The 25,427-nt window shown below is 61.0% G+C and carries 25 protein-coding genes; 14 read left to right on the top strand and 11 right to left on the bottom strand.

All coding sequences use genetic code 11. The annotated features are described in order from the left end of the window. Positions 1 to 25 precede the first annotated feature (25 nt). On the top strand, positions 26 to 379 hold the full coding sequence (locus NF78_RS05565) for a DUF4870 domain-containing protein (protein WP_035985245.1): 354 nt from the start codon (positions 26 to 28) through the stop codon (positions 377 to 379). A gap of 4 nt (positions 380 to 383) precedes the next feature. Here NF78_RS05565 and NF78_RS28035 read toward each other — a convergent pair whose 3' ends face one another. Continuing rightward, positions 384 to 2,267 carry a hypothetical protein gene (locus tag NF78_RS28035; RefSeq protein ID WP_156119663.1) on the bottom strand — a complete coding sequence of 628 codons (1,884 nt, stop codon included), beginning with the start codon at positions 2,265 to 2,267 and terminating at the stop codon, positions 384 to 386. 145 nt (positions 2,268 to 2,412) lie between these two features. On the opposite strand from NF78_RS28035, the gene NF78_RS05555 reads away from it, so the two are divergent. After that, a complete protein-coding gene (locus NF78_RS05555) occupies positions 2,413 to 3,120 on the top strand; it encodes a hypothetical protein (RefSeq protein ID WP_156119662.1) in 708 nt (235 codons plus the stop codon). 19 nt (positions 3,121 to 3,139) lie between these two features. Here NF78_RS05555 and trxA read toward each other — a convergent pair whose 3' ends face one another. From trxA to NF78_RS05540, 4 genes are all read right to left on the bottom strand, one after another. Further along, entirely contained in the window at positions 3,140 to 3,496 is a 357-nt protein-coding gene (gene trxA / locus NF78_RS05550) for a thioredoxin (RefSeq protein ID WP_263970552.1), read from the bottom strand. Between the two features lie 89 nt (positions 3,497 to 3,585). Continuing rightward, a complete protein-coding gene (locus NF78_RS05545) occupies positions 3,586 to 3,972 on the bottom strand; it encodes an alr0857 family protein (RefSeq protein WP_035985242.1) in 387 nt (128 codons plus the stop codon). A 6-nt stretch (positions 3,973 to 3,978) separates the two neighbouring features. Further along, the gene (locus NF78_RS31780) at positions 3,979 to 4,203 is read right to left on the bottom strand and encodes a hypothetical protein (RefSeq protein WP_197064766.1); all 225 of its coding nucleotides are present in this window, start codon (positions 4,201 to 4,203) and stop codon (positions 3,979 to 3,981) included. Between the two features lie 86 nt (positions 4,204 to 4,289). Next, the gene (locus NF78_RS05540; protein WP_035985241.1) at positions 4,290 to 4,634 is read right to left on the bottom strand and encodes a hypothetical protein; all 345 of its coding nucleotides are present in this window, start codon (positions 4,632 to 4,634) and stop codon (positions 4,290 to 4,292) included. Between the two features lie 305 nt (positions 4,635 to 4,939). Between NF78_RS05540 and NF78_RS05535 the strand changes: the two genes are divergently transcribed. From NF78_RS05535 to NF78_RS33405, 5 genes are all read left to right on the top strand, one after another. Continuing rightward, a complete protein-coding gene (locus NF78_RS05535) occupies positions 4,940 to 5,263 on the top strand; it encodes a hypothetical protein (RefSeq protein WP_035985240.1) in 324 nt (107 codons plus the stop codon). A gap of 239 nt (positions 5,264 to 5,502) precedes the next feature. Further along, the gene (locus NF78_RS05530) at positions 5,503 to 5,940 is read left to right on the top strand and encodes a secondary thiamine-phosphate synthase enzyme YjbQ (protein ID WP_035985239.1); all 438 of its coding nucleotides are present in this window, start codon (positions 5,503 to 5,505) and stop codon (positions 5,938 to 5,940) included. A 1-nt stretch (position 5,941) separates the two neighbouring features. Next, entirely contained in the window at positions 5,942 to 6,895 is a 954-nt protein-coding gene (gene era, locus NF78_RS05525; protein ID WP_035985238.1) for a GTPase Era, read from the top strand. A 52-nt stretch (positions 6,896 to 6,947) separates the two neighbouring features. Then, positions 6,948 to 7,358 carry a hypothetical protein gene (locus NF78_RS05520; protein ID WP_035985237.1) on the top strand — a complete coding sequence of 137 codons (411 nt, stop codon included), beginning with the start codon at positions 6,948 to 6,950 and terminating at the stop codon, positions 7,356 to 7,358. Further along, positions 7,351 to 7,566: an HNH endonuclease signature motif containing protein gene (locus NF78_RS33405; RefSeq protein ID WP_072015979.1), complete on the top strand. Its 216-nt coding sequence runs from the start codon at positions 7,351 to 7,353 to the stop codon at positions 7,564 to 7,566. Before NF78_RS05520 ends, NF78_RS33405 begins: the two co-directional genes overlap by 8 nt. Positions 7,567 to 7,686: 120 nt before the next feature. On the opposite strand, the gene NF78_RS05515 is transcribed toward NF78_RS33405, so the two are convergent. The 4 genes from NF78_RS05515 to NF78_RS32870 form a co-directional block, all read right to left on the bottom strand. Then, positions 7,687 to 8,820: an ISAs1 family transposase gene (locus NF78_RS05515; protein ID WP_035985235.1), complete on the bottom strand. Its 1,134-nt coding sequence runs from the start codon at positions 8,818 to 8,820 to the stop codon at positions 7,687 to 7,689. Positions 8,821 to 9,017: 197 nt separating this feature from the next. Continuing rightward, positions 9,018 to 9,416 carry a PPC domain-containing DNA-binding protein gene (locus NF78_RS05510; protein WP_035985234.1) on the bottom strand — a complete coding sequence of 133 codons (399 nt, stop codon included), beginning with the start codon at positions 9,414 to 9,416 and terminating at the stop codon, positions 9,018 to 9,020. Positions 9,417 to 9,504: 88 nt separating this feature from the next. Continuing rightward, a complete protein-coding gene (locus NF78_RS05505; protein ID WP_035985233.1) occupies positions 9,505 to 11,181 on the bottom strand; it encodes an MBL fold metallo-hydrolase in 1,677 nt (558 codons plus the stop codon). A 95-nt stretch (positions 11,182 to 11,276) separates the two neighbouring features. Beyond that, entirely contained in the window at positions 11,277 to 11,399 is a 123-nt protein-coding gene (locus NF78_RS32870) for a hypothetical protein (protein ID WP_035988776.1), read from the bottom strand. 48 nt (positions 11,400 to 11,447) lie between these two features. On the opposite strand from NF78_RS32870, the gene NF78_RS05495 reads away from it, so the two are divergent. The 6 genes from NF78_RS05495 to NF78_RS05470 all read left to right on the top strand — a co-directional run bounded on the left by NF78_RS05495 (position 11,448) and on the right by NF78_RS05470 (position 19,625). Then, a complete protein-coding gene (locus NF78_RS05495) occupies positions 11,448 to 12,101 on the top strand; it encodes a DNA-3-methyladenine glycosylase (protein WP_081972694.1) in 654 nt (217 codons plus the stop codon). A 175-nt stretch (positions 12,102 to 12,276) separates the two neighbouring features. Continuing rightward, positions 12,277 to 13,911, top strand: a complete 1,635-nt coding sequence (locus tag NF78_RS05490; RefSeq protein WP_035985232.1) for an alpha-D-glucose phosphate-specific phosphoglucomutase — start codon at positions 12,277 to 12,279, stop codon at positions 13,909 to 13,911. 312 nt (positions 13,912 to 14,223) lie between these two features. Continuing rightward, positions 14,224 to 14,841, top strand: coding sequence for a hypothetical protein (locus tag NF78_RS05485; RefSeq protein ID WP_156119660.1), 618 nt, complete (start codon positions 14,224 to 14,226; stop codon positions 14,839 to 14,841). Positions 14,842 to 15,050: 209 nt separating this feature from the next. Continuing rightward, on the top strand, positions 15,051 to 17,576 hold the full coding sequence (locus NF78_RS05480; RefSeq protein ID WP_035985230.1) for a glycogen/starch/alpha-glucan phosphorylase: 2,526 nt from the start codon (positions 15,051 to 15,053) through the stop codon (positions 17,574 to 17,576). A gap of 111 nt (positions 17,577 to 17,687) precedes the next feature. After that, positions 17,688 to 18,326 (top strand): histidine phosphatase family protein, encoded by a 639-nt coding sequence (locus NF78_RS05475; protein ID WP_035985229.1) that lies wholly within the window; start codon positions 17,688 to 17,690, stop codon positions 18,324 to 18,326. A gap of 96 nt (positions 18,327 to 18,422) precedes the next feature. Next, the gene (locus NF78_RS05470; RefSeq protein WP_035985227.1) at positions 18,423 to 19,625 is read left to right on the top strand and encodes an acetate/propionate family kinase; all 1,203 of its coding nucleotides are present in this window, start codon (positions 18,423 to 18,425) and stop codon (positions 19,623 to 19,625) included. Between the two features lie 422 nt (positions 19,626 to 20,047). Here NF78_RS05470 and queC read toward each other — a convergent pair whose 3' ends face one another. Further along, the gene (gene queC, locus NF78_RS05465) at positions 20,048 to 20,725 is read right to left on the bottom strand and encodes a 7-cyano-7-deazaguanine synthase QueC (protein ID WP_035985225.1); all 678 of its coding nucleotides are present in this window, start codon (positions 20,723 to 20,725) and stop codon (positions 20,048 to 20,050) included. Positions 20,726 to 20,890: 165 nt separating this feature from the next. After that, on the bottom strand, positions 20,891 to 22,237 hold the full coding sequence (mgtE, locus tag NF78_RS05460; protein ID WP_035985223.1) for a magnesium transporter: 1,347 nt from the start codon (positions 22,235 to 22,237) through the stop codon (positions 20,891 to 20,893). A 425-nt stretch (positions 22,238 to 22,662) separates the two neighbouring features. Between mgtE and NF78_RS05455 the strand changes: the two genes are divergently transcribed. Further along, positions 22,663 to 25,419 carry a cation-translocating P-type ATPase gene (locus tag NF78_RS05455; RefSeq protein WP_225885235.1) on the top strand — a complete coding sequence of 919 codons (2,757 nt, stop codon included), beginning with the start codon at positions 22,663 to 22,665 and terminating at the stop codon, positions 25,417 to 25,419. Positions 25,420 to 25,427: the final 8 nt, after the last annotated feature.

Raw genomic sequence — 25,427 nt, 5'->3', positions numbered from 1 at the left:
CTGTTCGTTTACTTCTGCCACTACCATGAACCAGCTCGACTCCAACCCAGAATCACGCATGTGGGCTATGCTGGCCCACCTCAGCGCCCTGTCCGGCTTTGTGATTCCCTTCGGCAATATTCTTGGTCCCCTGATCATTTGGCTGATGAAGCGCGATGAGATGTCCTTTGTGGCCGATCAGGGCAAAGAAGCGCTCAACTTCAATATCTCGATGACCATCTACATGCTGGTGTCGGGGGTCTTGATCTTTGTGCTGATCGGGATTGCGCTCGTTTTTGTGCTGGCCATAGTCTGGCTGGTGCTGCTGATCCTGGCGGCGATTAAGGCCAACGAAGGGGTGGTCTATCGCTACCCCCTGACCCTCCGGCTGGTGAAGTAGAGCCCTAAATAAAAGGGCGAACTTCAGGGGCCAGAGGCGATCGCGGGGCCGGTTGGGGCTGATCGATCCGGGGCAGTTCTACGGGCTTTTGGGCCTCGGGAACCTCGGGTGAGGCCGCTTCTGGCCCTGGGGCTGAATCGGGCGAGGCCAGCGATCGCGGCTCGTCCAAATACGGTGTCGCTGTATCGCCTGGCTCCTCCCCGTCCGAAGCCGATGGCAATTCCTGAACGCGATCGGGGCTTTCCAACAGGTCGGGAACCGCAGGTGCTGAAGGCTGGGGCGGGGCAGCCTGACCGCGCCACTGCTTGAAGCGATCCATCAACCCTTTAGCCGGGGGCTCTGGGCTGGGGGCCAGCGGCTCTGGGGCAGAGGGGGCCGGGAGCACAGGCTCGGGCCGCACCTCGGGCTGGGGTGACAATGGCGACATCGGTTCAGCTAAAGGTGTGGTGTCCTCCGCTGAATTCTCTACCGCATCTTCGGTGGTGTCGGGAGTGACAGGGGCAGGTGCTTCCTCGGGGCGATTGCCTGCGTCTACCTCGGGTAAAACCACCTCTGGAACAGCGTCATCCTCTACCTCCTTGCCTGCCGATGGGAACCCATCATCCTGGGCACTCTCAGTATCTGGGAGTGCCTCAATTGGGAGGTCATTCCCTTCGGCCGGCGCTGATTCTGGGAAGGGTTCGGGGCTGAGGACGCGATCGGGCTGTGTGTCCTCAGGGGATAGATCGGGGTCGGGGGCCGCCAGTTCGGGGGCGGGAACTGGTTCGGGCCTCAGGGCATCGGGCTCGGGCAGATCTGGTTTAGGGGCTGGTTCGGGCAGCACTGCGCCAGGTTCAGCGGGCTCCGGTTCGGGCTCAGCTGGGGCGGTAGTCGCGGGTTCTGGGGCGGGCGGGGCCGGGGGAATGTAGGTGGGGTCGATAATGCCGGCCACCTGTTTCAGGCTCAACTCCCCGCGCACCAGCTGCGACAGCGCATCGTCGCCGCCGGGCTGGTAGTCGATAATGCGTACCGTGTTGTTGAAGCGGTTGTCGATGGGGTTGCCGTTTTCATCGATCAGCTCGAGCTGTACCCAGTTTCGCCCCGGCTTAAACCCCTTCAGCCAGATCGGCTGCCACTGGTCGAACACAAAGCTCTGGTCGTTGACGGTGCAGCGAACCCGCCAGTCGTGCAGGTCGTCGTTGGCTTCGGCCTGGGCGCTCATGTGCAGGGGCGCGTTGGTGAGATAAAAATCGAGCATAATCGGCTCGGCCCCGTAGGTGCCCTGGGGGCGGCTGTAGCTCAGCAGCGGCGCTTTGGCGTTGAGTTCGTTTTGGGGGGTGGGGGCGACCACGTGGAAGGTGCGCTGGTCGAAGGCGCCCTGGTTTTTGAAGCTTTCGTGCCAGGGCCGCGAGGCGAACACGCGCAGGGTGTGGGTTCCCGGCGACAGATCGGTAAAGGTAATCGGCTCCGAGAGATCGTAGACGGCCCGGTAGGGCTCGTTGTCCAGAAACAGATGCAGATGAGGCCCCAGCCCGTAGGTGTCGTCTTTAAATAGTGGCAACCCGCGCACCTGGAGCCGGACCGTGGCGCTGGTATCGCTGAGGACTTCACCAGGCCGGGGGCTGAGAATGCGTACCTGGGGCGTGTAGGCGTCGATGATTTGCTTCAGAGACTCCAGGGTTTCGGGGGGAGAGACTTCGGCCATCTGCCCGGTGAGGCGGTTGGGCTGGGGGGTTGGCTCGGAAATCAGCTCGGTGGGCTGAACGGGTTTGGCGCAGCTGGCCAGGCTCAGGGTGAAGAGTGCGATCGCGCCCAAAACCACTATCTGAGGCGCAACCCGGGCCACCATCTGGGCCGCACCTCGCCGCCCCAGTCTGACCCTGCGGATGAACCCCTGTATCGTGCCCATGCTGCTGTTCTCTACGTCGTTGCACCTATTACCATAGGCCACTTTAGGGTCTTTACAGCAATCGCCACACAGGATTTTGCTAGCCTGGGAGAGCTGAGCTACACTGGCTCGACGACCCTCATAAACCCCCAGGGAGTTGGTTGAGATGCGAACAAAACAGGCTGTTGTACTGGCGCTCTCGCTCGTGGTTGGGCTCTCGGCGGGAGCCGCCGCCGCCGCCGCCTTTTACTGGCACCGGGCCACGGCGCTGCCCACCTGGTACAGCACCAGCGGCGCCGAGACGGTGGCGGTCGATGTGGGCAGCAGCGGTAACCTGCTCCAGAATAAGCTGGCCAGTGGTCAGGGGGTGCGCTACGGCAGCGACAACCGGGTGGAAATTTCGCTGACCGAGGCAGAGCTGACCCGGCTGCTGGCCGAGGGAATCGCCCAGACGCCCAGGGTGGCCCAGTTTTTACCGGCAGCCGATAGCCTCAGCGCTACGATTCGCGGCGATCGCGTCGCTGGCGGCATTGTGGTCAACCCGGCGGAGCTGCCCACCCAGGCGCTGCCAGCCCAGGCCAGACAGGCCCTAGATACCGCGTTCAGCACGGTGCCCATGCTGGGCGATCGCCCCCTCTACATCGGCATCGAGGGCAGCCCCAGGGTGACCAACGGTCGCCTGGTGCTGGGCAATGATACCCGCGTTCAGATCGGTCGGGTCAACCTTTCGATTGCCGATGTGGCCCGCCTCACCGGCCTCGACCCCGCCCAGCTTACCGAGCAGATCAACCTCGCCCTCCCCCAGGCCGGGCTAACCCTCGATGGCCTGGAGTTCGTCAATGGCGAAGCGGTGCTGCGCGGGGTCACCCAGTAGCCCGACATCAGTGCCGTCCCTAGGCTGCCGAGTTGGCGGTCACCAGCGCCTCTAGCCTCGCTACCAGGTCATCCTTGGCGACGACGCCTTCTATGGTGTCCACCCGTTCGCCCTTCTGAAAGAAAATCAGGGTGGGGATGGCCATCACGTGGTACTGGAGGGCCAGGGCATCTTCTTCATCAACGTTGAGCTTAGCGACCTTGGCCCGTCCAGCAAAGGTTTCGGCCAGCTCTTCGACGATGGGATTCATGATCCGGCAGGGGCCACACCAGGCGGCCCAAAAATCTACCAGCACCGGCACATCGCTTTGCACCACCTCCGCCTCAAAGTTGTCAGCAGTCAGGGTGAGGTAAGTTGCATCGTCAGCCATGGTCAATCGCTCCTTATTAATGACACGCCCTAAACCGGCACTTATGTCCTACGGTACTGCATAGCCTGGGCATTGGGATTACGGTTAGCCCAACCTTAGCGCCCCTGGGAGCAGGGGGCCGCGGCCCAGGTGAGGCTGCGCTGCCACAGGGCAACGAGCTGTTGCTCCAGGGCATCGCCCAGTTCGGCCACCAAAATCCCCTCGGCGCTGGTGGCATTCTCCGCCAGCCAGGTGCCTCGCAGGGTGACTTCGAGCCAGTCGGTGTCGCAGGGGGCAATGTCAATCGCGCCCTGGGCAAGGGTTTTTAGCGTCGCCACCTCGGGCAGGTCGGCGGGCAGGGCAAAGGCCCCATAGCCAGGCTGCACCACCAGGGGCTGTCCGGCCCGCAGGGCCACAATACTGCGCTGGGCTACCATCGCTTCTACGGTGAGATCTAACTGTTCAACCAATAAATCGGCATCGGAATAGGTCAACTTCAACATGAGCTCTCATGCCTTGAATACTTGTGAGTTGGTTTCGGCGCTTAAGTTCTGCTGTGTCGAGGCGGCAGCGGCCCGCCGGGCTCGGGCGGTGGCCCACGGGCAGAGGAGATGGCGATTACAGGCCATGCCGTGGGCAAATACCGACACGAACCTCTGGCGCTCGGGGCCAACGGCGGCGGCAATGGTGCTGCAAATCCAAACCTGGAGCCTGAGCCAAACGGCAGGGGCCACAGAGGGCCCTTCCCAGGCGATGAGCCCCGAGGGGCTAAACCCCAAGGAACTAAACCCCAAGGAACTAAACCAGTTGGGAGGTTAGGTTAATGCTGAGACACAAAATGCTGAGGGCGGAGATACCGCTGAGGGATGCGATCGCCAATGCAATCGCTAATGGCATCGCCCTGGTCCAGGTATCCCCACCACCTGGGGGATGGCGTGAACCCTGGGAACTGACTGTCCCACTGGCGATCGCCCCCGAGGGCCATCCCTGGGAATAGATCTGTCCTGTGGAAACCGCCCAGGGCCGCCCCACCGATGGGGTGGATCAGGCCGCCAATGCGGTCGCTCAAGTAACCATCGAACTCCGCCGCCATGCCTAGCTGGCCAGCATCGCCCGTGGTGGCGGCGATTTCAAAGGCGGTGCCAGTAGACAAAGTGCTTAGCATGGCAGAGTTCCTCAAGCGTAAAACAACAAGGCTTAGGAAGGCAGTGAGAGCAGCCGCTGGCTCAAGCGCCTCGGACTCAGACTATTGAGGCCGGACCGCTGAGACTTGACGGATACGCTCGAATAACGTTAATACTACACGTGTAATACAATTGTGTCTAGCAATTGTGTCCAGTCTGTCTGAGCTGTCAGGTCGTCACGGTCGCAGCAGCGGCGTGAAACCCTACTGGTTAGTGACTCAGGCTGATGGTTTGTGACTGACTCTGGCAAAAAAAAACTGTGTTCTTTTTGGAGGTGTGCCCGCCGATGCCAACCCTAACCCGCGTATCGACGACTGAAATGGAAGTCACCAGCATTCGCCTGGAGCGATCGCTGAAGGAAAAACTCAAGGCCCTGGCGGGGGATCGCGGGTATCAGGCGTTGATTCGCGACATTCTCTGGCAGTACGTGGAGCAGGGGACTGGGGCAAGCCCCGTTCAAATTCAGTCCGACGACATCTGCGCCAGCTTTGGCGCGGTGGCGGAGCGCGATCAGGTGTGCGCCCTGACCGGCTCCCCCATTCTGGCCAACGCGCCGATGCGGCTGGGGCTGACCACCCAGGGACGGTTGGTGCCGCTGTGTATGGAGTGAGCTGAGGGCGGGTCACCAGTTTTGGTCACCAACCCTTTACCTTCGAGCCGTGCCATGGCCGCCTGAAATAGCAGTCCAGGGGCTGCGATCGCTGTCCCTGAGAACATCGGCGATACTGGAGGACAGCTCCTGGCCCAACCACGCAGCCCTCCTCCTTCAGGTATAGAAACGTCAGCTAATTTTCCCTAGGGCGAATAAGTCTGACACAATAGAGAGCGGTCTATTTTAATAATTTACCGATGACACCCAACACCGCCACCACTCGCCATCACCAGCAGGTGCTTACCCTGCGATCGCGGGGCAAATCCCTCCAGCGGTTTACCGCTGAAGTCAACGAAGTGGTGCGCGCCTCTGGCGTTGAGACCGGTCTGTGCACGGTGTTTTTGCGCCACACCTCCGCCAGCCTGATCATCCAGGAAAACGCTGACCCGGATGTGCTGGTGGACCTGGAGAACTTTCTGGCCCAGCTGGTGCCCGAGGGCAACCACTACGTGCACAGCACCGAGGGCCCCGACGACATGCCCGCCCACATCCGCACGGTGCTGACCCACACCAGCGAAACCATCCCGGTGACGAACGGGCGGCTGGCCCTGGGCACCTGGCAGGGCATTTACCTCTGGGAACACCGGGCGCGGGGGGCAGCCCGTGAGGTCGTGGTCCACGTCATGGGCTACTAGCATGACCGACACCTTTGACCCGGTTGGCTACAGCGCCATTCCCACCCCGCCGGAGGGGTTTAAGTCCGGGTTTGTGGGGATTGTGGGCCGCCCCAACGTGGGCAAATCGACCCTGATGAACGCCCTGGTGGGCCAGAAGGTGGCGATTACCTCCCCCACCGCCCAGACCACCCGCAACCGCCTGCGCGGCATTTTGACTAACGACCAGGCGCAGATTATTTTTGTCGATACCCCCGGCATCCACAAGCCCCACCACGAGTTGGGCAAGATTTTGGTCAAAAACGCCCGCATGGCGATCGACTCAGTCGATGCCACCCTGTTTGTGGTCGATGGCAGCGCCGAGGCGGGGCGGGGCGACCAGTTTGTGGCCGAGCTGCTCGCCCACAGCAGCGGCCCGGTGATTTTGGGCATGAACAAAGTGGACCAGCAGCCGGAGGATCCGGAGGCGATCGCCCCCCTCGACGCCAGCTACCAGACCCTGGCCGATGCCCACGGCTGGCCCCTGGTCAAGTTCTCGGCCCTGCACGAAACCAGCCTCGACACCCTGCTGGCAACCCTGATCGACCAGCTCGACCCCGGCCCCTACTACTACCCGCCCGATCTGGTCACCGACCAGCCCGAGCGCTTCATCATGGGCGAACTGATCCGCGAGCAAATTTTGCTGAATACGCGGGAGGAGGTGCCCCACTCGGTGGCGATCGCCGTGGACCGAGTGGAGGAAGACACCAACATCACCCGCATTCTCGCCACTATCCACGTCGAGCGCGAGTCGCAAAAGGGCATTTTGATCGGCAAAAAGGGCAGCATGCTGAAGACCATCGGCTCCGACGCCCGCCAGCAAATTCAAAAGCTGGTCATGGGCCAGGTCTACCTGGAGCTATTCGTCAAAGTCGTACCCAAATGGCGACAGTCCCGCAGCCGCCTCGAAGACTTTGGCTACCGGGTCGAGGAGTAGAATCAAAAGCCAAAGAGCCCGCAAGAGATTCTAAACTAGCTCTAGTGATCCTATGACTCAAATCACTCTCGATCTCTCCCCAGAATTGGAAGCACAGCTTCGGACAGAAGCCGCTAAGCAGGGGCTTGATCCGCAGCGCTATATCTTAGAAACCTTGCATACTCGGCTAGCGGCCAACAAGGCTACAGCTACCCAGTTGCCCACAGAAAAAGCTGACTTACTCCAGCAAATCAATCTCGGCCTCTCCGCTGATATGTGGGACGAGTACTATGCCCTCATTGACAAGCGCCAGACCGAGACCTTAACCGCCGATGAGCACCATCGACTAATTGAGATCTCAGACCAGATCGAAGCTCTCAACGTCGATCGCATTCAAGCCCTAGTGCAGCTCGCTGCATTACGGCAGCAATCCTTAGAGAATGTCATGGACGATCTAGGTATCAAGCCTGTTGTTTATGGCTAAACCTTCGTTGAGTTCGCAGCAGAAACGAGCTGTTACCCAACGGGCTTCTGGGTGCTGTGAGTACTGTCTTTGCCAAGCCAAATATTCTCCAGACCCCTTTTCCATTGAGCACATCATTCCTCAATCCAAGGGCGGCAGCGACGATTTGGAGAATTTAGCGTTGCCAGGGCTGCAACAACCGCAAGTATGTGCAGACCGAAGCCTATGACCCTGTGACAGGCTGTATGGCTCCGCTCTACAATCCGCGCCAGCACCAGTGGCGAGAACACTTTGTTTGGAGCCAGGATTTTACCCTCATGCTGGGTATCACACTAGGGCAAACGCATACTCAGGAGGAGAGTAGCCGAATTAGGTAGTCATTATCCCATCCTGCTTGCAAGCGTTTAGCCTTGATACCCCCTTTGGCAAAAGTGTCCTGACGCAGCAGATTGAGGGCGATGTGACGGACGACGGCCAGATTAGCGGGGGCGTGGTCTTTACGAATTCGAGAGGCATCTTCGTGGAAGGCGACATCGAGCACCCAGTGGAGCTGGTTTTCAATACCCCAGTGGCTGCGCACCCCTTGGGCAAAGCGTTGGACATCGCCGTCAAAACTAACGAGATAGTAGCGCTGCTCAATGGTCGGGGGTTGACCGAGGATACGGCGTTCAGCCTCCACGAGGCCAACGCGTTTTAAGCCAACCCAGCGCTCAGCGTTGATGAGGTGCTCGACCCCATCGAGCAACCAGTGGCGGCGGATGTCGATGCGCCCGTGCCCAGGGGTGATGGTCTGATGAAACTCGTGGGAGATGTCCTTAAAGTCCTGCTGCCGCGCCCAGGTAAACACCTGCTCGACATCCTCGTGAATGTTGCCCTGATTGCCTTTAAGGCTCAAGATGTAGTCGCCACGGCCTTCGATAATCTGGTGAGCAATGGCGGTTTGAGTGCCCATGGCATCAATGGTGACTAGGCATCCCTGGAGGTCCAGAACCTTCAGAAGCTCTGGAATCGCAGTGATCTCGTTGGATTTCTCATCCACCTTGACCTGGGCTAGTACCAACCGCTGCTCATTGGCCCAAGCACTCACCATATGGATGGCTCCCTTGCCGCCCCCTCGGTCATAGGAGTGGCGCAATGTCTTGCCGTCAATGGCTATCTGTTCGCTTGAGCCGAGGTGGGCGACGGCCTTGACCCACGCGACAAAGCAACTCTGAAAGGCGGCGGAGTCTAAGGCTGCAAACAATCGGGCGATGGTGTCGTGGGAGGGAATTCCGTGGGGTAGGCTCAGAAAACCGCGCAGCCAAGCTTCTTTGGCACGGCCATAGGCCGCAATATCTACCCAGCTATCGGCTCCACAGATCACCGCACAAAGCGTGAGCCCGATGATATCGAGCAATCGATGCTCAACCAAGTGGCTACAGCGAGGGTCGTCTAATGACTGAAAATGCTCGATTAACGGCGATAGGGGCTGGGCAGAACACATAACTCACTTCCTAGAAATGAGTCTTAATATTCTCATCTCGAGTATGCGTTTGCCCTAGGTATCACACCCATTGGCAGAGCAACCGTAGACAAATTGGGGTTTAATCGGGAAGGCGTTGTCAATCTTCGCAGGGTTTTAGCGGCAATTGGCAAGCATCCGCCCTGAGAACTTGGCAAAGCTGAAAAGCCGAACCGGATTCAAGGCAATGGATCAACGACTAGTTCCAGGTAGCCGGTGACTGGATCTAGCTGGCGGTGCAGGCGCAGGTGGGGCAGGTTGGCCACGGCAATTTCCGCCGTCGTGCGAATCAAGCAGCCCGGCATGATGTGGCCCCCGTAGACTCGGCCCTGGGCATCGGCCACAGACCCGTGCAGGTGCGTGCCGTGCCGCGACAGCGTACCGCTGAGGGAAACTAGCTCCAGTGGCCCAGCGATCGCCCTTGCCTCCGACTCTGCCGCGAACCGCAGCGATGCCTGGGTCAAACTACCCAAGCCCATAAGAATCACACCCGCCTCTAGCGCCTGGGTCTGGGCAAACGCCTGTAATTCTTGCTTGAGATCCTGGCCAGGGGCGACACGCAGGCAGTAAGTTTCCATGCTGAAGATGAGGTGGGTTAGGTTGGCAGGTGTTGTTTTGATGCTACATCTACCCATCTATCCATCCACTCACCCACCCATCCACCCCTTACGCCGACGCCTCATCATCCGCGGGCCGAACCGGGCGGGCCTCAAAGGCTGGACAAACCCCCTCCGGGCTGACCTGAAGCCCGGAGAGGGGTGAGTCGGCGCTGCGGCAGCGGCCTTCGCGCTGGTAGCGGCAGGTTTGGCAGCTGGGCGATTGCCAGGGGGCGTCGCTACTGGAAACGGTGCGCATCAGATCGCGCTGGGTGAGGCCTTTGATCACCAGTTCGCTGCCCTGCCAGCGGGCCTGTACCAGGCCAGTGTCGGCCAGGGCGGCCCAGCGGGGGTCGGTGGTGAGGGCCTCCGGCAGCAGCAGCAGCACGCTGTCGTCAACCTCGGTGATTTCGCCTTCAAAGATCGGTTCGGGGGCGGCGGGCTGAATGAAGCGATCGCCGATAGGAAACTCCACCTCGTTGCCGGCGGAGGGCAGGTGAAGCTGGTAGCGGGTTTGCAGTTCTTCCAGGCCTGCCAGGTCGGCCAGGTAGGTAGGTTTGCCGTGGACAAAGGCCACGTGCTGGGGCCTGAGGTTGTGGATCAGCTGGGTGGTGCCGACGCGATCGCTGTGGGTGGTGAGCTGGTAGGTGTCAATCTGCACCCGCTCCGACTCTAGCTCTGGCACCAGGCTTTGCAGCCAGCCCAGGGTAGGGCTGGGGTCGGGGCTAGTGGCCAGCAGGGTATCGGCCATCACGGTGGCAAAGGAATCGGGCAGCAGCACCGTCCAGGGTTGGGGTGAGATGCGGCAATGGTCGCTGAGGTCAGCCTCCCGGTGGGCAATCAGAATGCAGGGACCTTCCCCGTCGGGGCAGCCGTCTTCCCCCAGCCGCCGCACGCGGGGCAAAATCCGCTCGTCCCAAAACAGCGGCTGGTGGCGGGCAAAGTTTTGCACGCTGCTGGGAAAGGACGGCATCAGCTCTAGGTACAGGTCGCAGCCCGCCGCTACGGTTTCATCCACCCAGACCGTGATGTCCTGCCCGGTGAACTGGTGGTGGCTACGCAGCAGCATCACCAGTTCCTGGCCAATGCCCAGGGTGGGCGTGGGCAGGAGCACCGATCGCCCCCGCTGCACCAGGCTATAAAGGGTGCTGGCCAGCAAATTTTCCTGCTGGCGGCGGTGGGGGTGGCGGGCGGTACCGGCGCTGCCCTCAATGATCAGCACGTCGGGCTTGAGGCTTCGCAGCGCCTCCAGGGGCAGGCCATCCACCAGCCGCGAGTTGGACATAAAAAAATCGCCCGTAAAAAACACCGTGTAGGGGCGCTGGGGCGAATGGTAGGTAAACAGGGCGCAAGCGGCCCCCGGCAGGTGGCCCGCTGGCCAGATCTGCACCGTCAGGTCATCGGCCAGGCTGATGGGGGTTTGCCAGGGCAGCGCCTGGCACAGATGGGGGGGCACGGTTTGGCCCAGCCAGTTGAGCGGCAGCAGCTGGGCCGTGACTTCGCTGCCGTAGATGGGTACCTGGGGAAACCGCTGGCTAAAGTCCCAAATGCCGCGAGCGTGGTCGCTGTGGGCGTGGCTGCAAAAGAGCAGATCGGCGGTTTCGATGCGGGATCTGGCCGCCTCCAGGGTCGTCAGGTCGCGCAGCCCACAGTCCAGCACAATGCGCCGGGGCCCCATGCGCAACTCCAGGCACAGCCCTTCTTGGCCGTGACCCGCACCAAACGGAAAGCAGACCAGATTACTCACGGAATGGCAAACACCCTAAGCAGCGGCTACCCTGAGCAGCGGCAAAACCTGAGGCCGATGGACTGGGCCAGTGGCTGAGCAAACGCTCACCGTGCCTAGTGGGCTGAACCATTGCCATGGTAGTTGTCGGTGTCGTAGAAGCCGTTTTTGGTGCCAAAAAATAGGCTGGCCACAACAAACAATCCGGTCAGGATAGCGAGGATGAGTTTGATATCCATAGGAACAGTCGCGATGATAGGTAGGTCGATGTGATCGGAGCCTTGGTTTTGAGTCATCTTAACAAGCCTGCCCCAGGGGGCAATGTAAAGCTTTGTAACCAGCCTGAACCTGTTGCCCCGACCTGGCTGGCGCGATCGTCTTTGGAGGTGGCTCCCGACCTGCTGGGCTGTCGGCTGGTGCGGCGCTGGGCCGACGGTCGTCAGCTTGTCGCCACCATTGTCGAAACCGAGGCCTATACCGAGGGTGACCCCGCCTGCCACGCCTACCGCCGCGAAACGCCCCGCAATCGGGTCATGTTTGGTCCCCCCGGCTTTAGCTATGTGTACCTGATCTACGGCATGTACCACTGCTTCAATGTGGTGACGGATGGCGATCGCATCCCCAGCGCCGTCCTCATTCGCGCCGTCGAACTCGACGCGATTCCCCCCTGGTTAGCGGGCTACCGAACGGAGAAACCCATCCGCTGGGGGGCTGGCCCCGGCAAGCTGTGCCAGCTCTTAGAGATCGATCGCAGCCTTACCGACCTGCCCCTGACCCCGGCTAGCGGCCTGTGGCTGGGGCATCGCGAGCCTGACTGGCAGCGGCGGCTCGATGTGGGAGATATCGCCTTCACTCAAACTACCCGCATTGGCCTTACCCAGGGGGCTGACCTGCCCTGGCGCTGGTACGTCAGCGAGTCTAAAGCGGTTTCGAAGCGGTGACGTCTGAGCCTGGCTATCGGGGTTGCCTGGGGGCTACCGATGGCCGATTTGACTGCCTCCCTTAATCAAGTCTTACGATTTCTCCCCTAAGTTAGAGAGGGATTTATCCTCGGGGGTTAGCCAGGGATTTATCCTGAGGTTGCACCTGGTTGACCTGAGAGCAAATTGTAATCCTATGAGTATTCAAACCCGTTCTACGCAGTCCTACAGTGACCAAAAGCCCGGCACCTCGGGGTTACGCAAAAAAGTTAAGGTTTTTCAGCAGCCCAACTACCTAGAAAACTTCGTTCAGTCGATTTTTGACAGTCTGGAGGGCTACCAAAATCAGACCCTGGTGGTGGGCGGTGACGGCCGCTACTACAACCGCGAAGCCATTCAAACTATTCTCAAAATGGCGGCGGCCAACGGCTTTGGCCGGGTGCTGGTGGGCCAGGGCGGCATTCTCTCCACCCCGGCAGCCTCTTGCGTGATTCGCAAAAATAAGGCCTTTGGCGGCATCATTCTCTCGGCCAGCCACAACCCCGGCGGCCCCGACGAAGACTTCGGCATTAAGTACAACACCGGCAACGGCGGCCCCGCCCCGGAGGGCATCACCGACGCCATCTACGATCGCAGCAAGAGCATCACCGAATACAAGATTCTTGACGCCTCAGACATCGACCTCGATCGCGTCGCCACCCACAGCCTGGGCCACACCACCGTCGAGGTGATCGACTCGGTCAGCGACTATGGGGCGCTGATGGAAACCCTGTTTGACTTTGGCCAGATCAAGCAGCTGCTCTCCGGCGGCAACTTCCGCTTCTGCATGGACTCGCTGCACGCCGTGACTGGCCCCTACGCCAAGGCCCTGTTTGAGCGCAGGCTGAATGCTCCGGCGGGCACCGTGGTCAACGGCGAACCCCTGGAGGACTTTGGCGGCGGCCACCCCGACCCCAACCTGGTCTACGCCCACGACCTGGTGGAAACCATGTTTGGCGACAATGCGCCCGACTTTGGCGCTGCTTCGGACGGGGACGGCGATCGCAACATGATCTTGGGCAACAATTTCTTTGTCACCCCCAGTGACAGCCTGGCGATTCTGGCTGCCAACGCAACCCTGGTGCCGGGCTACCGCAATGGTCTGACGGGGATCGCCCGCTCGATGCCCACTAGCCAGGCCCCCGATCGCGTGGCCGAAAAGCTGGGCATCGACTGCTTTGAGACCCCCACCGGCTGGAAGTTCTTTGGTAACCTGCTGGACGCAGGTAAGGCCACCCTCTGCGGCGAAGAGAGCTTTGGTACCGGCTCTAACCACATCCGCGAAAAAGATGGGCTGTGGGCGGTGCTGTTCTGGCTGAATATTCTGGCGGTGAAGGGCCAATCCGTTGAGGAAATCGTCAAAGAACACTGGGGCACCTACGGGCGCAACTACTACTCGCGCCACGACTACGAGGGGGTGGCGAGCGATCGCGCCAACACCCTGATGGACAATCTGCGCCAGGGGCTAAGCTCGATGCCCGGCAAGACCTTCGGCCCCTACACCGTTGACTACGCCGACGACTTTGCCTACACCGACCCGGTGGACGGCAGTGTGGCCAAAAACCAGGGCGTGCGAATTGGCTTTACCGACGGCTCGCGGATTGTCTTTCGCCTGTCGGGCACCGGTACCTCGGGCGCGACCCTGCGGCTGTACGTCGAGCGCTACGAGCCCGACCCCGCCAAGCACAACCAGGACACTCAAGCCGCCCTGGCGGATTTAATCGCATTGGCTGACGAGATTGCCCAGATTAAAACCCTCACCGGGCGCGATCAGCCCACGGTGATCACCTAAGGCTTCAGACCTCCGAGGTTTTTAAAACCTCGGAGGTCTAGCTAGGCTCAAGGCTACTCATTCAACATAGGGGTTGTTAGGTTTATCGCAAAATCTTGGCCCCAGAGACCAGGTGCCTAATTGTCTGTATGACAGGGCTCACAGGTTTGTCCAGCAGCCGGTCCCTCACCCATGAGATGGTGAGAGTTGGTTTTGTGGTTACGCATCACGCTATGGGCTCAGGAGGCAAGGGTATGCTATTGGCAGGGCAGGTGGGCAGAGTCGCCACCGACGGTATCGTCCCTGGTCCAACGTTGCGTCAACGACATCCCTATGAATTTTTCTGCCCTTAACCGTCCTCTATTTTTGGCCGCCAACTATCCCCCTCACAGGGCCTGGAAGTTTTGTTCCCTCTGGGTTGGCCTGACGGTTTTAGGCTGTGGACTGGCCATGATTAGCATCCCCGCTGAGCCAACCCGAATCACACCCTATGTTGTGGGAGCCGCAGTCGGTCTCTTGCAGGGGTCAATGCTGCGTTTGGGGGCTTCGGGGACCGTGCGATGGACCCTGGCCACGATGTTAGGGGTAGTGCTGAGCAGCATGGTGCGGCCTTACATTGCCTTTCACAGTAGCTTAATCATGGGTGGAGCTGTAGGGGGCGTGATAGTCGGTGGTATTCAGGGGCTGGTCTTTTATACCCAGATTCCTGGTATGGCCTGGTGGGTTTTAGTTCAAGTCATTAGCGGTGCGGTTAGCTGGGGGCTGGGCTGGTCTATTTTGAGTTCTGTTACCCGAGCGATCGGCCACACAACCACTGGGTTAATTTTGGCGGGCTCGGTTGCGATCGCCATGATGTGGGGTATTTCTGCCACCATGACAGCTATGGTGATGTATCGGTTGTTGGCTCTCCGCCATGGTCGCCGTACGCCATTGCCACCCCCTGAATTGTGATGGGTCCGGGCGTTGCTGCTGTCTCCGTCGATCCGATGGGCGAGGGCTACCTTTCCAGACCTCCGAGGTTTTCAAAACCTCGGAGGTCTGTTTGAACGTTAAGCCTTTCCGGGTCTAAACCCGTTCATAACCTATTTCCTTTACAGTGGCGACAAAAGGCATCGCAGATTACGCCCTTCGCCCATTCTGACTCTGTTCAGGAGCCCCCCATGACTACAATCCCCATCGGTTGCCCCACGGTCGATATCGAGGACGATCGCACTGGCCTGAGTGTAGACACCCTGCGCCGAGCCCTGGCCGATAACCTGTTTTACCTCCAGGGCAAGTGGCCCCAGGTGGCGAGCCAAAACGACTTTTACCTGGCCCTGGCCTATACGGTGCGCGATCGCATGATGCAGCGCTGGCTCAGCTCCATTCGCACCTACCTCAAGCCCGAGGTGCGGGTGGTGACCTACCTGTCGGCTGAGTTTTTGCTGGGGCCGCACCTGGGCCGCAACCTGCTCAATTTGGGCATTACCGAGCCGGTCAGACAGGCGATCGCAGAGTCAGGCCTCAACTTTGACGAGCTGATTGCGCAGGAAGAAGAACCGGGCCTGGGCAACGGCGGGCTGGGTCGCCTCGCCGCCTGCTACATGGAGTCGCTGGCCAGCCTGCAAATTCCCGCCATTGGCTACGGCATTCGCTACGAGTTCGGCATTTTTGATCAAGATATTCGCGACGGCTGGCAGGTCGAAATCACCGACAAGTGGCTCCAGTACGGCAACCCCTGGGAAATTCCCCACCCCGAATCGGCAGTCACGGTGGGGTTTGACGGCCGCAGCGAAGGCTACACCGACTCCGATGGCCGCTACCGCAAGCGCTGGATTCCTGGCAAGCAGGTGAAGGGCATCCCCTACGATACGCCGATTCCGGGCTACCGGGTCAACACCATCAACACCCTGCGCCTGTGGAAAGCTGAGGCGATCGAATCGTTCAACTTTCAGTCGTTCAACGTGGGCGACTACTACGGCGCCGTCGATAGCAAAGTCACCTCCGAGAATATTTCCAAGGTGCTTTACCCCAACGACGAGCAGCTCGAAGGCAAACAACTGCGCCTGGAGCAGCAGTTTTTCTTTGTCTCCTGCGCCCTGCAGGACATGATTCGCATTCACCTGGCCTCGGGCCGCCAGCTCGACAGCTTCCACGAGAAGTTTGCCGCCCAGCTCAACGACACCCACCCCGCCGTCGGTGTCGCCGAGCTAATGCGCCTGCTGGTCGACGAGCACGGCATCGACTGGGATAAGGCCTGGCACATCACCCAGCACACCTTTGCTTTCACCAATCACACCCTGCTGCCCGAGGCGCTGGAGAAGTGGCCAATTTCGCTGTTTGGCGGCCTGCTGCCCCGCCACCTGGAAATTATTTTTGAACTCAACCAGCGGTTTATGGATCAGGTGCGGGTGCAGTACCTGAACGACCCCGCCAAGCTGGCCAGTCTGTCGCTAATTGACGAAGCCGGGGAGCGCTACGTGCGGATGGCCAACCTGGCCAGCCTGGGCAGCTACGCCATCAACGGCGTGGCCGCTCTGCACAGTGAACTGGTCAAGCAGACCATTCTCAAAGACTTCCACGAGCTGTTTCCCAGCAAAATTCGCAATGTTACCAATGGGGTTACCCCCCGCCGCTGGATTGCCCTAGCTAACCCTCGCCTGGCCTCCCTCTATACCGAAAAGCTGGGCGACGGTTGGCTACAGAATATGGATCAGCTGCGGCAGCTAGAAGGCTACGCCGACGACCCCGGCTTTCGGCAGTACTGGCGACAGATCAAGCGCGACATCAAGCAAAACCTGGCCAGCTACATTCACCGCCGCACCGGCATCGCCGTCAGCCCCGACTCGCTGTTTGACATTCAGGTCAAGCGCATCCACGAGTACAAGCGCCAGCACCTCAACGTACTCCACATCATCACCCTCTACGAGCGGCTCAAGCAAAACCCCGCTCTGGATATCACCCCCCGCACCTTTATCTTTGGCGGCAAGGCGGCCCCCGGCTACCACATGGCCAAGCTGATGATTAAGTTCATCACCGCCGTTGGCGACGTGGTCAACCACGACAGCGCCATCGGCGATCGCCTCAAGGTCGTCTTTTTGCCCGACTACAACGTCACCTTTGGCCAGCGGGTGTACCCCGCCGCCGACCTGTCCGAGCAAATTTCCACCGCTGGTAAAGAAGCCTCTGGCACCGGCAACATGAAATTTTCGATGAATGGTGCCCTCACCATCGGCACCCTTGACGGGGCCAACGTCGAAATTCGCCAGCAGGTGGGCGACGAAAACTTCTTTCTGTTTGGCCTCACCACTGAAGAGGTGATGGCCCTCAAAGCCAGCGGTTACAACCCCTGGGACTACTACAGCAGCAACCCCCAGCTCAAGGAAGTGATCGACCTGGTCAACTGCGGCTTCTTTGCCCAGGGCCATCCCGAGCTGTTTAAGCCCCTCACCGACAACCTGCTTTATAGCGACCCCTACCTGCTGCTGGCCGACTACCAAGCCTACATCGACGCCCAGGACCAGGTCGGCATCGCCTACCAGGACCAGGAAAACTGGTCGCGCATGTCGATTCTCAACGCCCTGCGCATGGGTAAGTTTTCGAGCGATCGCTCCATCCGCGACTACTGCACCGACATCTGGAAAGTGTCCCCCGTGCCGGTAGAGATATTAGAGTATGACCAGGCGCAGGCGGGGTTGAATGTGTAGGCGGGTAGGCGGGTTAGTCCAAGCTCAAACTCAGGCCCACTCTCCCACGCTCCCACTCCCCGACCCATCCACTCTCCTACCCTCCCACTCCCCCACCCATCCACTCTCCCCATGTCCCTCCACCTCTACTTCCTCCGCCACGGCGAAACCGAATCGAGCCAGACTGGCACCTACTGTGGCTTTACTGACGTAAACCTGACCGAGGCTGGCACGGCGATGGCCCAGGCCTTTGCCGACAAGTACCAGCGCCTGGAGTGGCAGGCGGTCTACGCCAGCCCGCTGAAGCGCACCGTGGCTACGGCGACGCCCCTCTGTCAGGCGATTGGCCAGACCATGCAGCTGCGCGATGGACTCAAGGAAATGTTCTTTGGCGAGTGGGAAGAAAAAACCCACGAGTACGTGCACGAGCACTACAACGACGACTACATTCGCTGGCTGACCGAACCCGCCTGGAACCCACCAACCGGTGGTGAAACCGGGGTACAGGTGGCCAGCCGCGCTTCGCTGGTAGTGGCCGAAATTGAGGCCAACCACACAGAAGGCAATGTGCTGATTGTGTCCCACAAGACAACGATTCGGCTGATTCTCTGTAACCTGTTGGGCATCGATAGCGGTCGGTACCGCGATCGCATTCACCTGCCCGTCGCCTCGGTGAGCCTGGTCTGCTTCGACCGCCACGGTCCCATGCTGGTCAAGCACGGCGATCGCTCCCACTTGCCAGAGGAGCTAGATTCAAGGCCGGGAACGTAGGGAATTGGGGTGCCAATTTTGGAGGTTAGATTTTGGATTTTGGGCGACTGGTGGATCACACGGTGGGACGATGATGGCCGAGGGACGTAGGGTGCCATGAAAATTCTCGTGCTCAATGCCGGGTCGAGCAGCCACAAAAGCTGTCTGTTTGACCTCAGCCAGGGGGACGTGGGCGCGGTACCCCAGCCCCTCTGGCGCGCCGCCCTCGACTGGACCCACCAGCCGGGCAAGGTGGAACTCTCCGCCAGCGGTGGGGGCGAAACCATTCAGCAGGTGCTGCCCATTACCGACAAAGCCAAGGGCCTAAAGGCGATGGTAAATACGTTGGTGGATGGGCCAACCCAGGTGCTTGAGGGTCTTGCCGCCATCGATGTCGTGGGCCACCGGGTGGTGCACGGCGGGCGCGAGTACATCGACAGCGTACGCATAGACGATCGGGTTAAAGCGGCCATCGAACGGTTGATTCCCCTGGCCCCGGCCCACAACCCAGCGAATTTGCAGGGCATTGAGGCCCTGGAGGACATTTTGGGTGACCGGCCCCAGGTGGCGGTGTTCGATACCGCTTTCCACGCCCGCATGCCCGAGGCCGCCGCCACCTACCCCGGCCCCCACGCCTGGGTCGAGCAGGGTATTCGCCGCTACGGTTTCCACGGCATTAGCCACCAGTACGTGGCCCAGCGGACCGCCGATATGATGAACTGCGATCTGGCTGAACTGAAAATTCTCACCTGCCACCTGGGCAACGGCTGCTCCCTGGCGGCGGTGAAGGGTGGCATTAGCGTGGATACTACGATGGGCTTTACGCCCCTGGATGGGCTGATGATGGGTAGCCGCTCGGGCAGCGTTGATCCCGGCATTTTGATTTACCTGATGCGTCAGGAGGGCTACAGCGCCGACCAACTCGATCGCTTGCTGAACAAAGAGTCTGGCCTGCAAGGGCTGTCGGGCCAATCCAATGACATGCGATCGGTGGTTGAGGCGATGGAGGGGGGCAACCCCCAGGCCCAGCTCGCCTTTGATACCTTTATTCACCGCCTGCGCCGCGAAATGGGCGGCATGGTCGCCAGCCTGGGCGGGCTGGATGCGGTGGTGTTTACCGCTGGCATTGGCGAAAATAGCCCTCTGGTGTGGCAGCAGGCCTGCGCGCCCTTTGAGTTTCTGGGGCTGCGACTGCGGTCAGACCTGACTCGCTCCAAGGAGGACCAGGATATTGCCAGTGATAATTCCAGGGTGCGATCGCTGGTGATCCACACCCAGGAAGAATGGGCGATCGCCCAGGCCTGCCTGGCCCTCCTTTAGCGCCTTGAGGCAGTAACCGCAGTTCGGGATAACGCTGTCCCCTCCTTTGGAGGGGTGCCCGGAGGGCGGGGTGAGTCAAAACTGCTCCAGCGAGTAAGCCACTGGATACGGCGAGTGCCTTCGCTAGATCGTCGGTACAGTATTTGTTTTGCCGCGAGGCTAGGGGCATGCGAGCCACAACTGCGGCGGTAAGCCCAGGGTGCTACTGGGGCCATGTCGCTGGCCCCAGACCCCCCTCGACCAGGGGCGTTCCGCCGCCCTGGACCCGACGGAAAGGAGCGATCGATCATCGGTTTAAACCTTTGTTCTGCCAAGGAATCGGTAGGGCTCTGTAGACCCTGTGGTGGCAGATTCGAGATCGCAGCCATACTGAACCGATGCTCTAGCCCTGATGATCCATCAGCCCTTTCGATCGCCTGGCGCTAAAGCTGCACTCCGGTCGCCAGCTCCGAGTAGCCCGCGTCGATCAGGGCGCGATCGCGTATTCGGCAGGAGTCACAGCGGCCGCAGGGCGTAGGCCCACCCTGGTAGCAGGACCAGGTGGCGGCGATTGGCACCCCCAGCGCCACGGCGCGACGCACAATGTCCACCTTGGAGTCCATCACCAGCGGCGCCACCAGTTGGGGGGCATGGCCCTCCAGTCCCGCCTTGGAGGAGAGCTGCGCCAGCTGCTGAAAAGCCGCCAGATACTCGGGCCGACAGTCGGGATAGCCGGAATAATCCACCGCATTGATGCCCAGGTACACCGCGACCGCCCCCTTGGCCTCAGCCAGGGCCAGGGCCAGGGCAATGAACACCGTGTTGCGCCCCGGCACGTAGGTGGAGGGAATCCCCGACTCAAGGCCGTCCTGGGGTAGCTGCTGGGTCAAGTCAGTGAGGGATGACGCTCCCCACTGGGCCAGGTTGACGTCGATAAAGTGGTGATCCGCGATCGCCAAATGCTCCGCCACCGCCTTGGCCGCCTCCAGTTCTCGCTGGTGCCGCTGGCCGTAGTTGAACGACAGCGCCACCAGGTCATAACCATCGGCGATCGCCTGGGCAGCAGCGGTAGCCGAGTCCAGTCCGCCAGACAGTAAGACGATTGCAGTTGGGTGAGACATGGGCGTTTGGGGTGGAGGCTTAAGGTATGAGGTTTAAGGCTTAAGGGTAGGGCCTTGGGCTCTGGGGGGATGCGGCAAGCGGTGTACGGTTTGCGGCTTTACCGTGCACCGTGCACCTCGTACCGTATAACCGATACCTTGTACCTGACCCCCGACACCTAACACCTAAATCCCCAAAATCGTGCGAGCCACATTGAGATAGATCAGCACCCCAATCACATCCACTGCCGTGGTAATGAAAGGAGCCGACATCAGGGCTGGGTCAAACTTGAGGGCCTTAAACAAAAACGGCAGTGCCGACCCGGCAAAAGAAGCCAGCACCGAGATGCCCACCAGGCTGATGCCCACCGATAGCGCTACCCCCAGGTTGCGATCGGGCAGGTAGGCCCAGATGGTCACCAGCACGCCCATCATCAGCCCCAGCAGCAGCCCCGCCAGGGCCTCTCGCCAGACAATTCTGACCATTTGCGACGATCGCACTTCGTCGGTGTTTAGGCCTCGAATCACGACCGTAGAGGACTGGGCGCCGACATTGCCGCCAGTATCGATTAGCAGCGGAATGAAGGCGGCCAGCACAATCACCTGCTCTAGCAGCGCCTCCTGCCCCTGAATTACCGCAATGGTGCCGGTGTTGGTGAGCAGCAGCACCAAGAGCCACACCACTCGCTTGCGCGCTACGGTGAATAGCCCGGTCTCAAAATAGCTGTCGCCAATGCTCTGAACGCCGCCAGCGGTGTAAATGTCTTCGGTAACCTCGGCTTCGATCACATCCATCAGGTCGTCAATGGTGACGATGCCGACCAGGCGTTGTTCGCGGTCGACCACGGGCAGGGCCAGAAAGTCGTAGCGCTGAATCATCCGCGCCGCTTCTTCCTGGTCGGTGTCGGTTTGCACATAGATGATGTCCCGCTGCATCAAGTCCTGCAGGGTACGCTCCGGTTGGGCCACCACCAGGTCGCGCAGGGAGAGGGCCCCGATCAGGTGCCGGGAATTGTCGAGCACGTAGAGGGTGTAGATGGTTTCGGAGGTTTCGGCCAGGTGGCGAATGCGATCGAGGGCCTGCTCGACGGTGAAGGTCTCGCGCAGGGCGACAAACTCGGAGGTCATGATCCGTCCGGCGCTGTCGGGGGGGTAGCCCAGCAGTCGGGCGGTGGCCTCGCGCTCGGCGGGGCTGAGCTGGAGGGTGAGTCGCCGCACCACCTTGGCGGGCAACTCGTCGAACAGGCGGGCGCGATCGTCGGGGGACATGCGATCGATGATGTCCAGCACCTCAGGATTCTTAAAATCCTCCAGCAGCGACTGCTGCACCCGCCCCGGCAGATACTCGTATACCTCGATCGCCTCGTCCTTGGGCAGCAGGCGAAAAGCCACCGCCTGGAGGGTCACGGGCAACTCGTCGATGGCGTCAGCCACGTCGGCGGACTGCATCGGCTTCAGCAGAGCCTGGGCCGCGTCAAAGCGCCCTGCCTCCAGCAGCGCTTGCAGTTCCTCTTGAGCGGCCTCATGGATCATGGCTTTTCCTGGGGTTCAGAGCCGGTAGTTTGACGCTACGGCCCGGTAGCTAGGATAGCCCAGGTTGGCCTACTTCTGCGGCTGTATCCCAGTTGCCTCAGGGACAACAGGGTGGGGGCGGCGACGGTTAATTCTGGTGTAGAAGCGGCCAAAGCCACGACTTTACCCTTTAGCGTAGAATTACGCGCCTGTTTGAGCGTCTGGCCCTGGCCACTGGGTTTAGCCTGCCTCTTTCCTTGGGCGGACGTCGTGCTTTAGAGATGGGTCTAAGGTTATAGGTTGGCCCTTCCCTGACGGCAGAGGTGCGGGGTCAGGCCCAGTGGCCCAGGACTACAGGGCCCCACCCTATTCCCGCCACGCGAACTTGGCCCAACTGCCCAGGCCCAACTGCCCATGCCCAACTGCCCATGACGGAGGATACAGCTGTGGCTCAACAGCTTTCGACACCCAAATCCAACGATCGCTCCACCCTGATCTGGCACCAGGTCGAGGGTCGGGAGATCACCCAGCAGCTGGGGGTTGACCCCGAAACCGGGCTCTCGACCCAGGAGGCCCAGGCGCGGCTGGAGCGCTACGGGGCCAACGAACTGAAGGGCAAAAAGGGCAAGCATCCAATTGTTTTGTTTTTGCTGCAGTTCAATCAGCCGTTGCTCTACATTCTGCTGATTGCCGGGTTGATCAAGGCGCTGCTGGGCTCCTGGGTGAATGCCGGGGTGATCTGGGGAGTGACGGTGATCAACGCCATCATCGGCTTTGTGCAGGAGTCAAAGGCCGAAAGCGCGATCGCGGCCCTGGCCTCCTCGGTCACCACCGACGCCATGGTGCGCCGCGACGGTCAGCAGGTGCAGGTGTCGTCGCGGGATCTGGTGCCCGGCGACATCGTGCTGCTGGCCTCCGGCGACAAGGTACCCGCCGACCTGCGCCTGCTGCGGGGGCGCACCCTGCAAATCAACGAGTCGGGCCTGACCGGCGAGTCGGTGGCGGTGGAAAAGCAGCCCCACCTGAAGTCCCTGGCCGCCGATACGCCCCTGGCCGAGCGCCACAATATGGCCTACGCGGGCAGCTTCGTCACCTTTGGCCAGGGCGAAGGCATTGTGGTCGAAACTGGGCTCAGCACCGAAACTGGGCGCATCTCCAAGCTGATGGAGGAGAGCACCACCCTGGTGACCCCCCTGACCCGCAAGTTCGACCGCTTCAGTAAGACTCTGCTCTACGTGATTTTAGGGGTGGCGGCCCTGACCTTTGCGGTGGGCATGGCCTGGGGCAATTCGCCATTGCAAATGTTTGAGGCGGCGGTGGCCCTGGCGGTGAGCGCCATTCCCGAGGGGCTGCCCGCCGTGGTCACCATCACCCTGGCGATCGGGGTGTCGCGGATGGCCCGCCGCAACGCCATTGTGCGTAAGCTGCCCGCGGTCGAAACCCTGGGCAGCGCTACGGTGATTTGCTCGGACAAAACCGGCACCCTGACCGAAAACCAGATGACGGTGCAGAGCATCTACGCGGGCGATCGCCACTACGACCTCACCGGGGAGGGCTACACCCCCCACGGCGAACTGCGCGACGGCGAGGACAACCCGGTGCCTCCCGAGGCGATGGCCGCCCCCCTGCGCCAGTGCCTGATTGTGGGTATGCTGTGCAATGACTCGGAGCTGGAGCACAGCGACCACCGCTGGGGCGTGGTGGGCGACCCCACCGAGGGAGCGCTGCTGGTAGCCGCCCGCAAAGCTGGGTTTGAGCGCACCGAACTCAACCACAGCTACCCCCGCATCGACAGCATCCCCTTCGAGTCTGAGTTTCAGTACATGGCTACCCTGCACCAGCAGGATACTGCGGGGCAGTGGTTGCTGGCCAAGGGGTCGGTGGAGGCGCTGGTGGCCCGCTGCGATCGCCTCCTCACCACCGAGGCCCAGGCCGTGCCCCTCGACGACGGGGGCCGGGACCACATTCTGCTGCAGGCCGAACGGATGGCCTCGCGGGGGCTGCGGGTGCTGTGCTTTGCCGCCAAAGCCTTTCACGGCCACCACATCGACCACGACGACCTCAAATCGGGGATGGTCTTCCTGGGCCTCCAGGGCATGATTGACCCGCCCCGGGCCGAAGCGACCAGGGCGGTGGAGGCCTGCAAGACGGCGGGCATCGAGGTGAAGATGATCACGGGCGACCACAAGGTGACGGCGGCGGCGATCGCCGATCGCATGGGCCTCAGCTCCACCGATGAGGTGATTGCCTACACCGGCCAGGAGCTGGCCAAATTCGAGCAGTCCGACCTCACCAACTCGGTGCAGAATGGCTCGGTGTTTGCCCGCGTCGCCCCGGAGCAAAAGCTGCGCCTGGTGGAGGCGCTACAGTCGAAGGGCCACATCGTGGCGATGACCGGCGACGGCGTCAACGATGCCCCCGCTCTGAAGCAGGCCGACATCGGCATCGCCATGGGCAAGAGCGGCACCGAGGTGGCCAAAGAAGCCGCCGACATGATCCTCACCGACGACAACTTTGCCTCCATCGAGGCGGCGGTGGAGGAAGGGCGCAACGTGTTTGGCAACCTGATGAAGGCGATCGCCTTTATCCTGCCGGTCAACGGCGGCGAGTCGATGACCATTCTGCTCAGCGTGCTGATCGGGCGCGGCGACGTGCTGCCGATTCTCTCGCTCCAGGTGCTGTGGCTGAACATGGTCAACTCCATCGCCATGACCGTGCCCCTGGCCTTCGAGCCCAAGTCCCACACCCTGATGAACCGCCCGCCCCGAAACCCCAACGAGCCGCTGCTCTCCAGGAACCTGCTCAAGCGCATCGCCTTGATCTCCGTGTTCAACTGGATTTTGATCTTCGGCATGTTTGAGTGGGTGCGTCGCACCACGGGCGACATTCCCCTGGCCCGCACCATGGCGATTCAGGCCCTGGTGGCGGGGCGGATTATCTACCTGCTCAGCATCAGCCAGTTCTGGGCCTCGGTGGCCGCCCGCATGCGCGGGCGCAAGGTGCCCCTGGGGGATGTCTCGGCGATCGGCTACGGCATTCTGGTGGCGGTTGTTTTCCAGGTCATCTTCAGCCAGGTGGGCGTGATGAACTTCCTGTTCTCCACCGCCCCCCTAAACCTCAACCAGTGGCTGATCTGCATCGGGGTGTCGCTGCCGATGATTGTGGTGGCGCTAATCGCCAACCGCCTGAACCCCCAGAACTAGCCCCGCGA

Source organism: Leptolyngbya sp. KIOST-1 (assembly GCF_000763385.1).
GTDB lineage: Bacteria > Cyanobacteriota > Cyanobacteriia > Phormidesmidales > Phormidesmidaceae > Nodosilinea.
The sequence above is the reverse complement of the archived record's forward strand: the minus strand, read 5'-3'. Positions and strand labels throughout refer to the sequence as shown.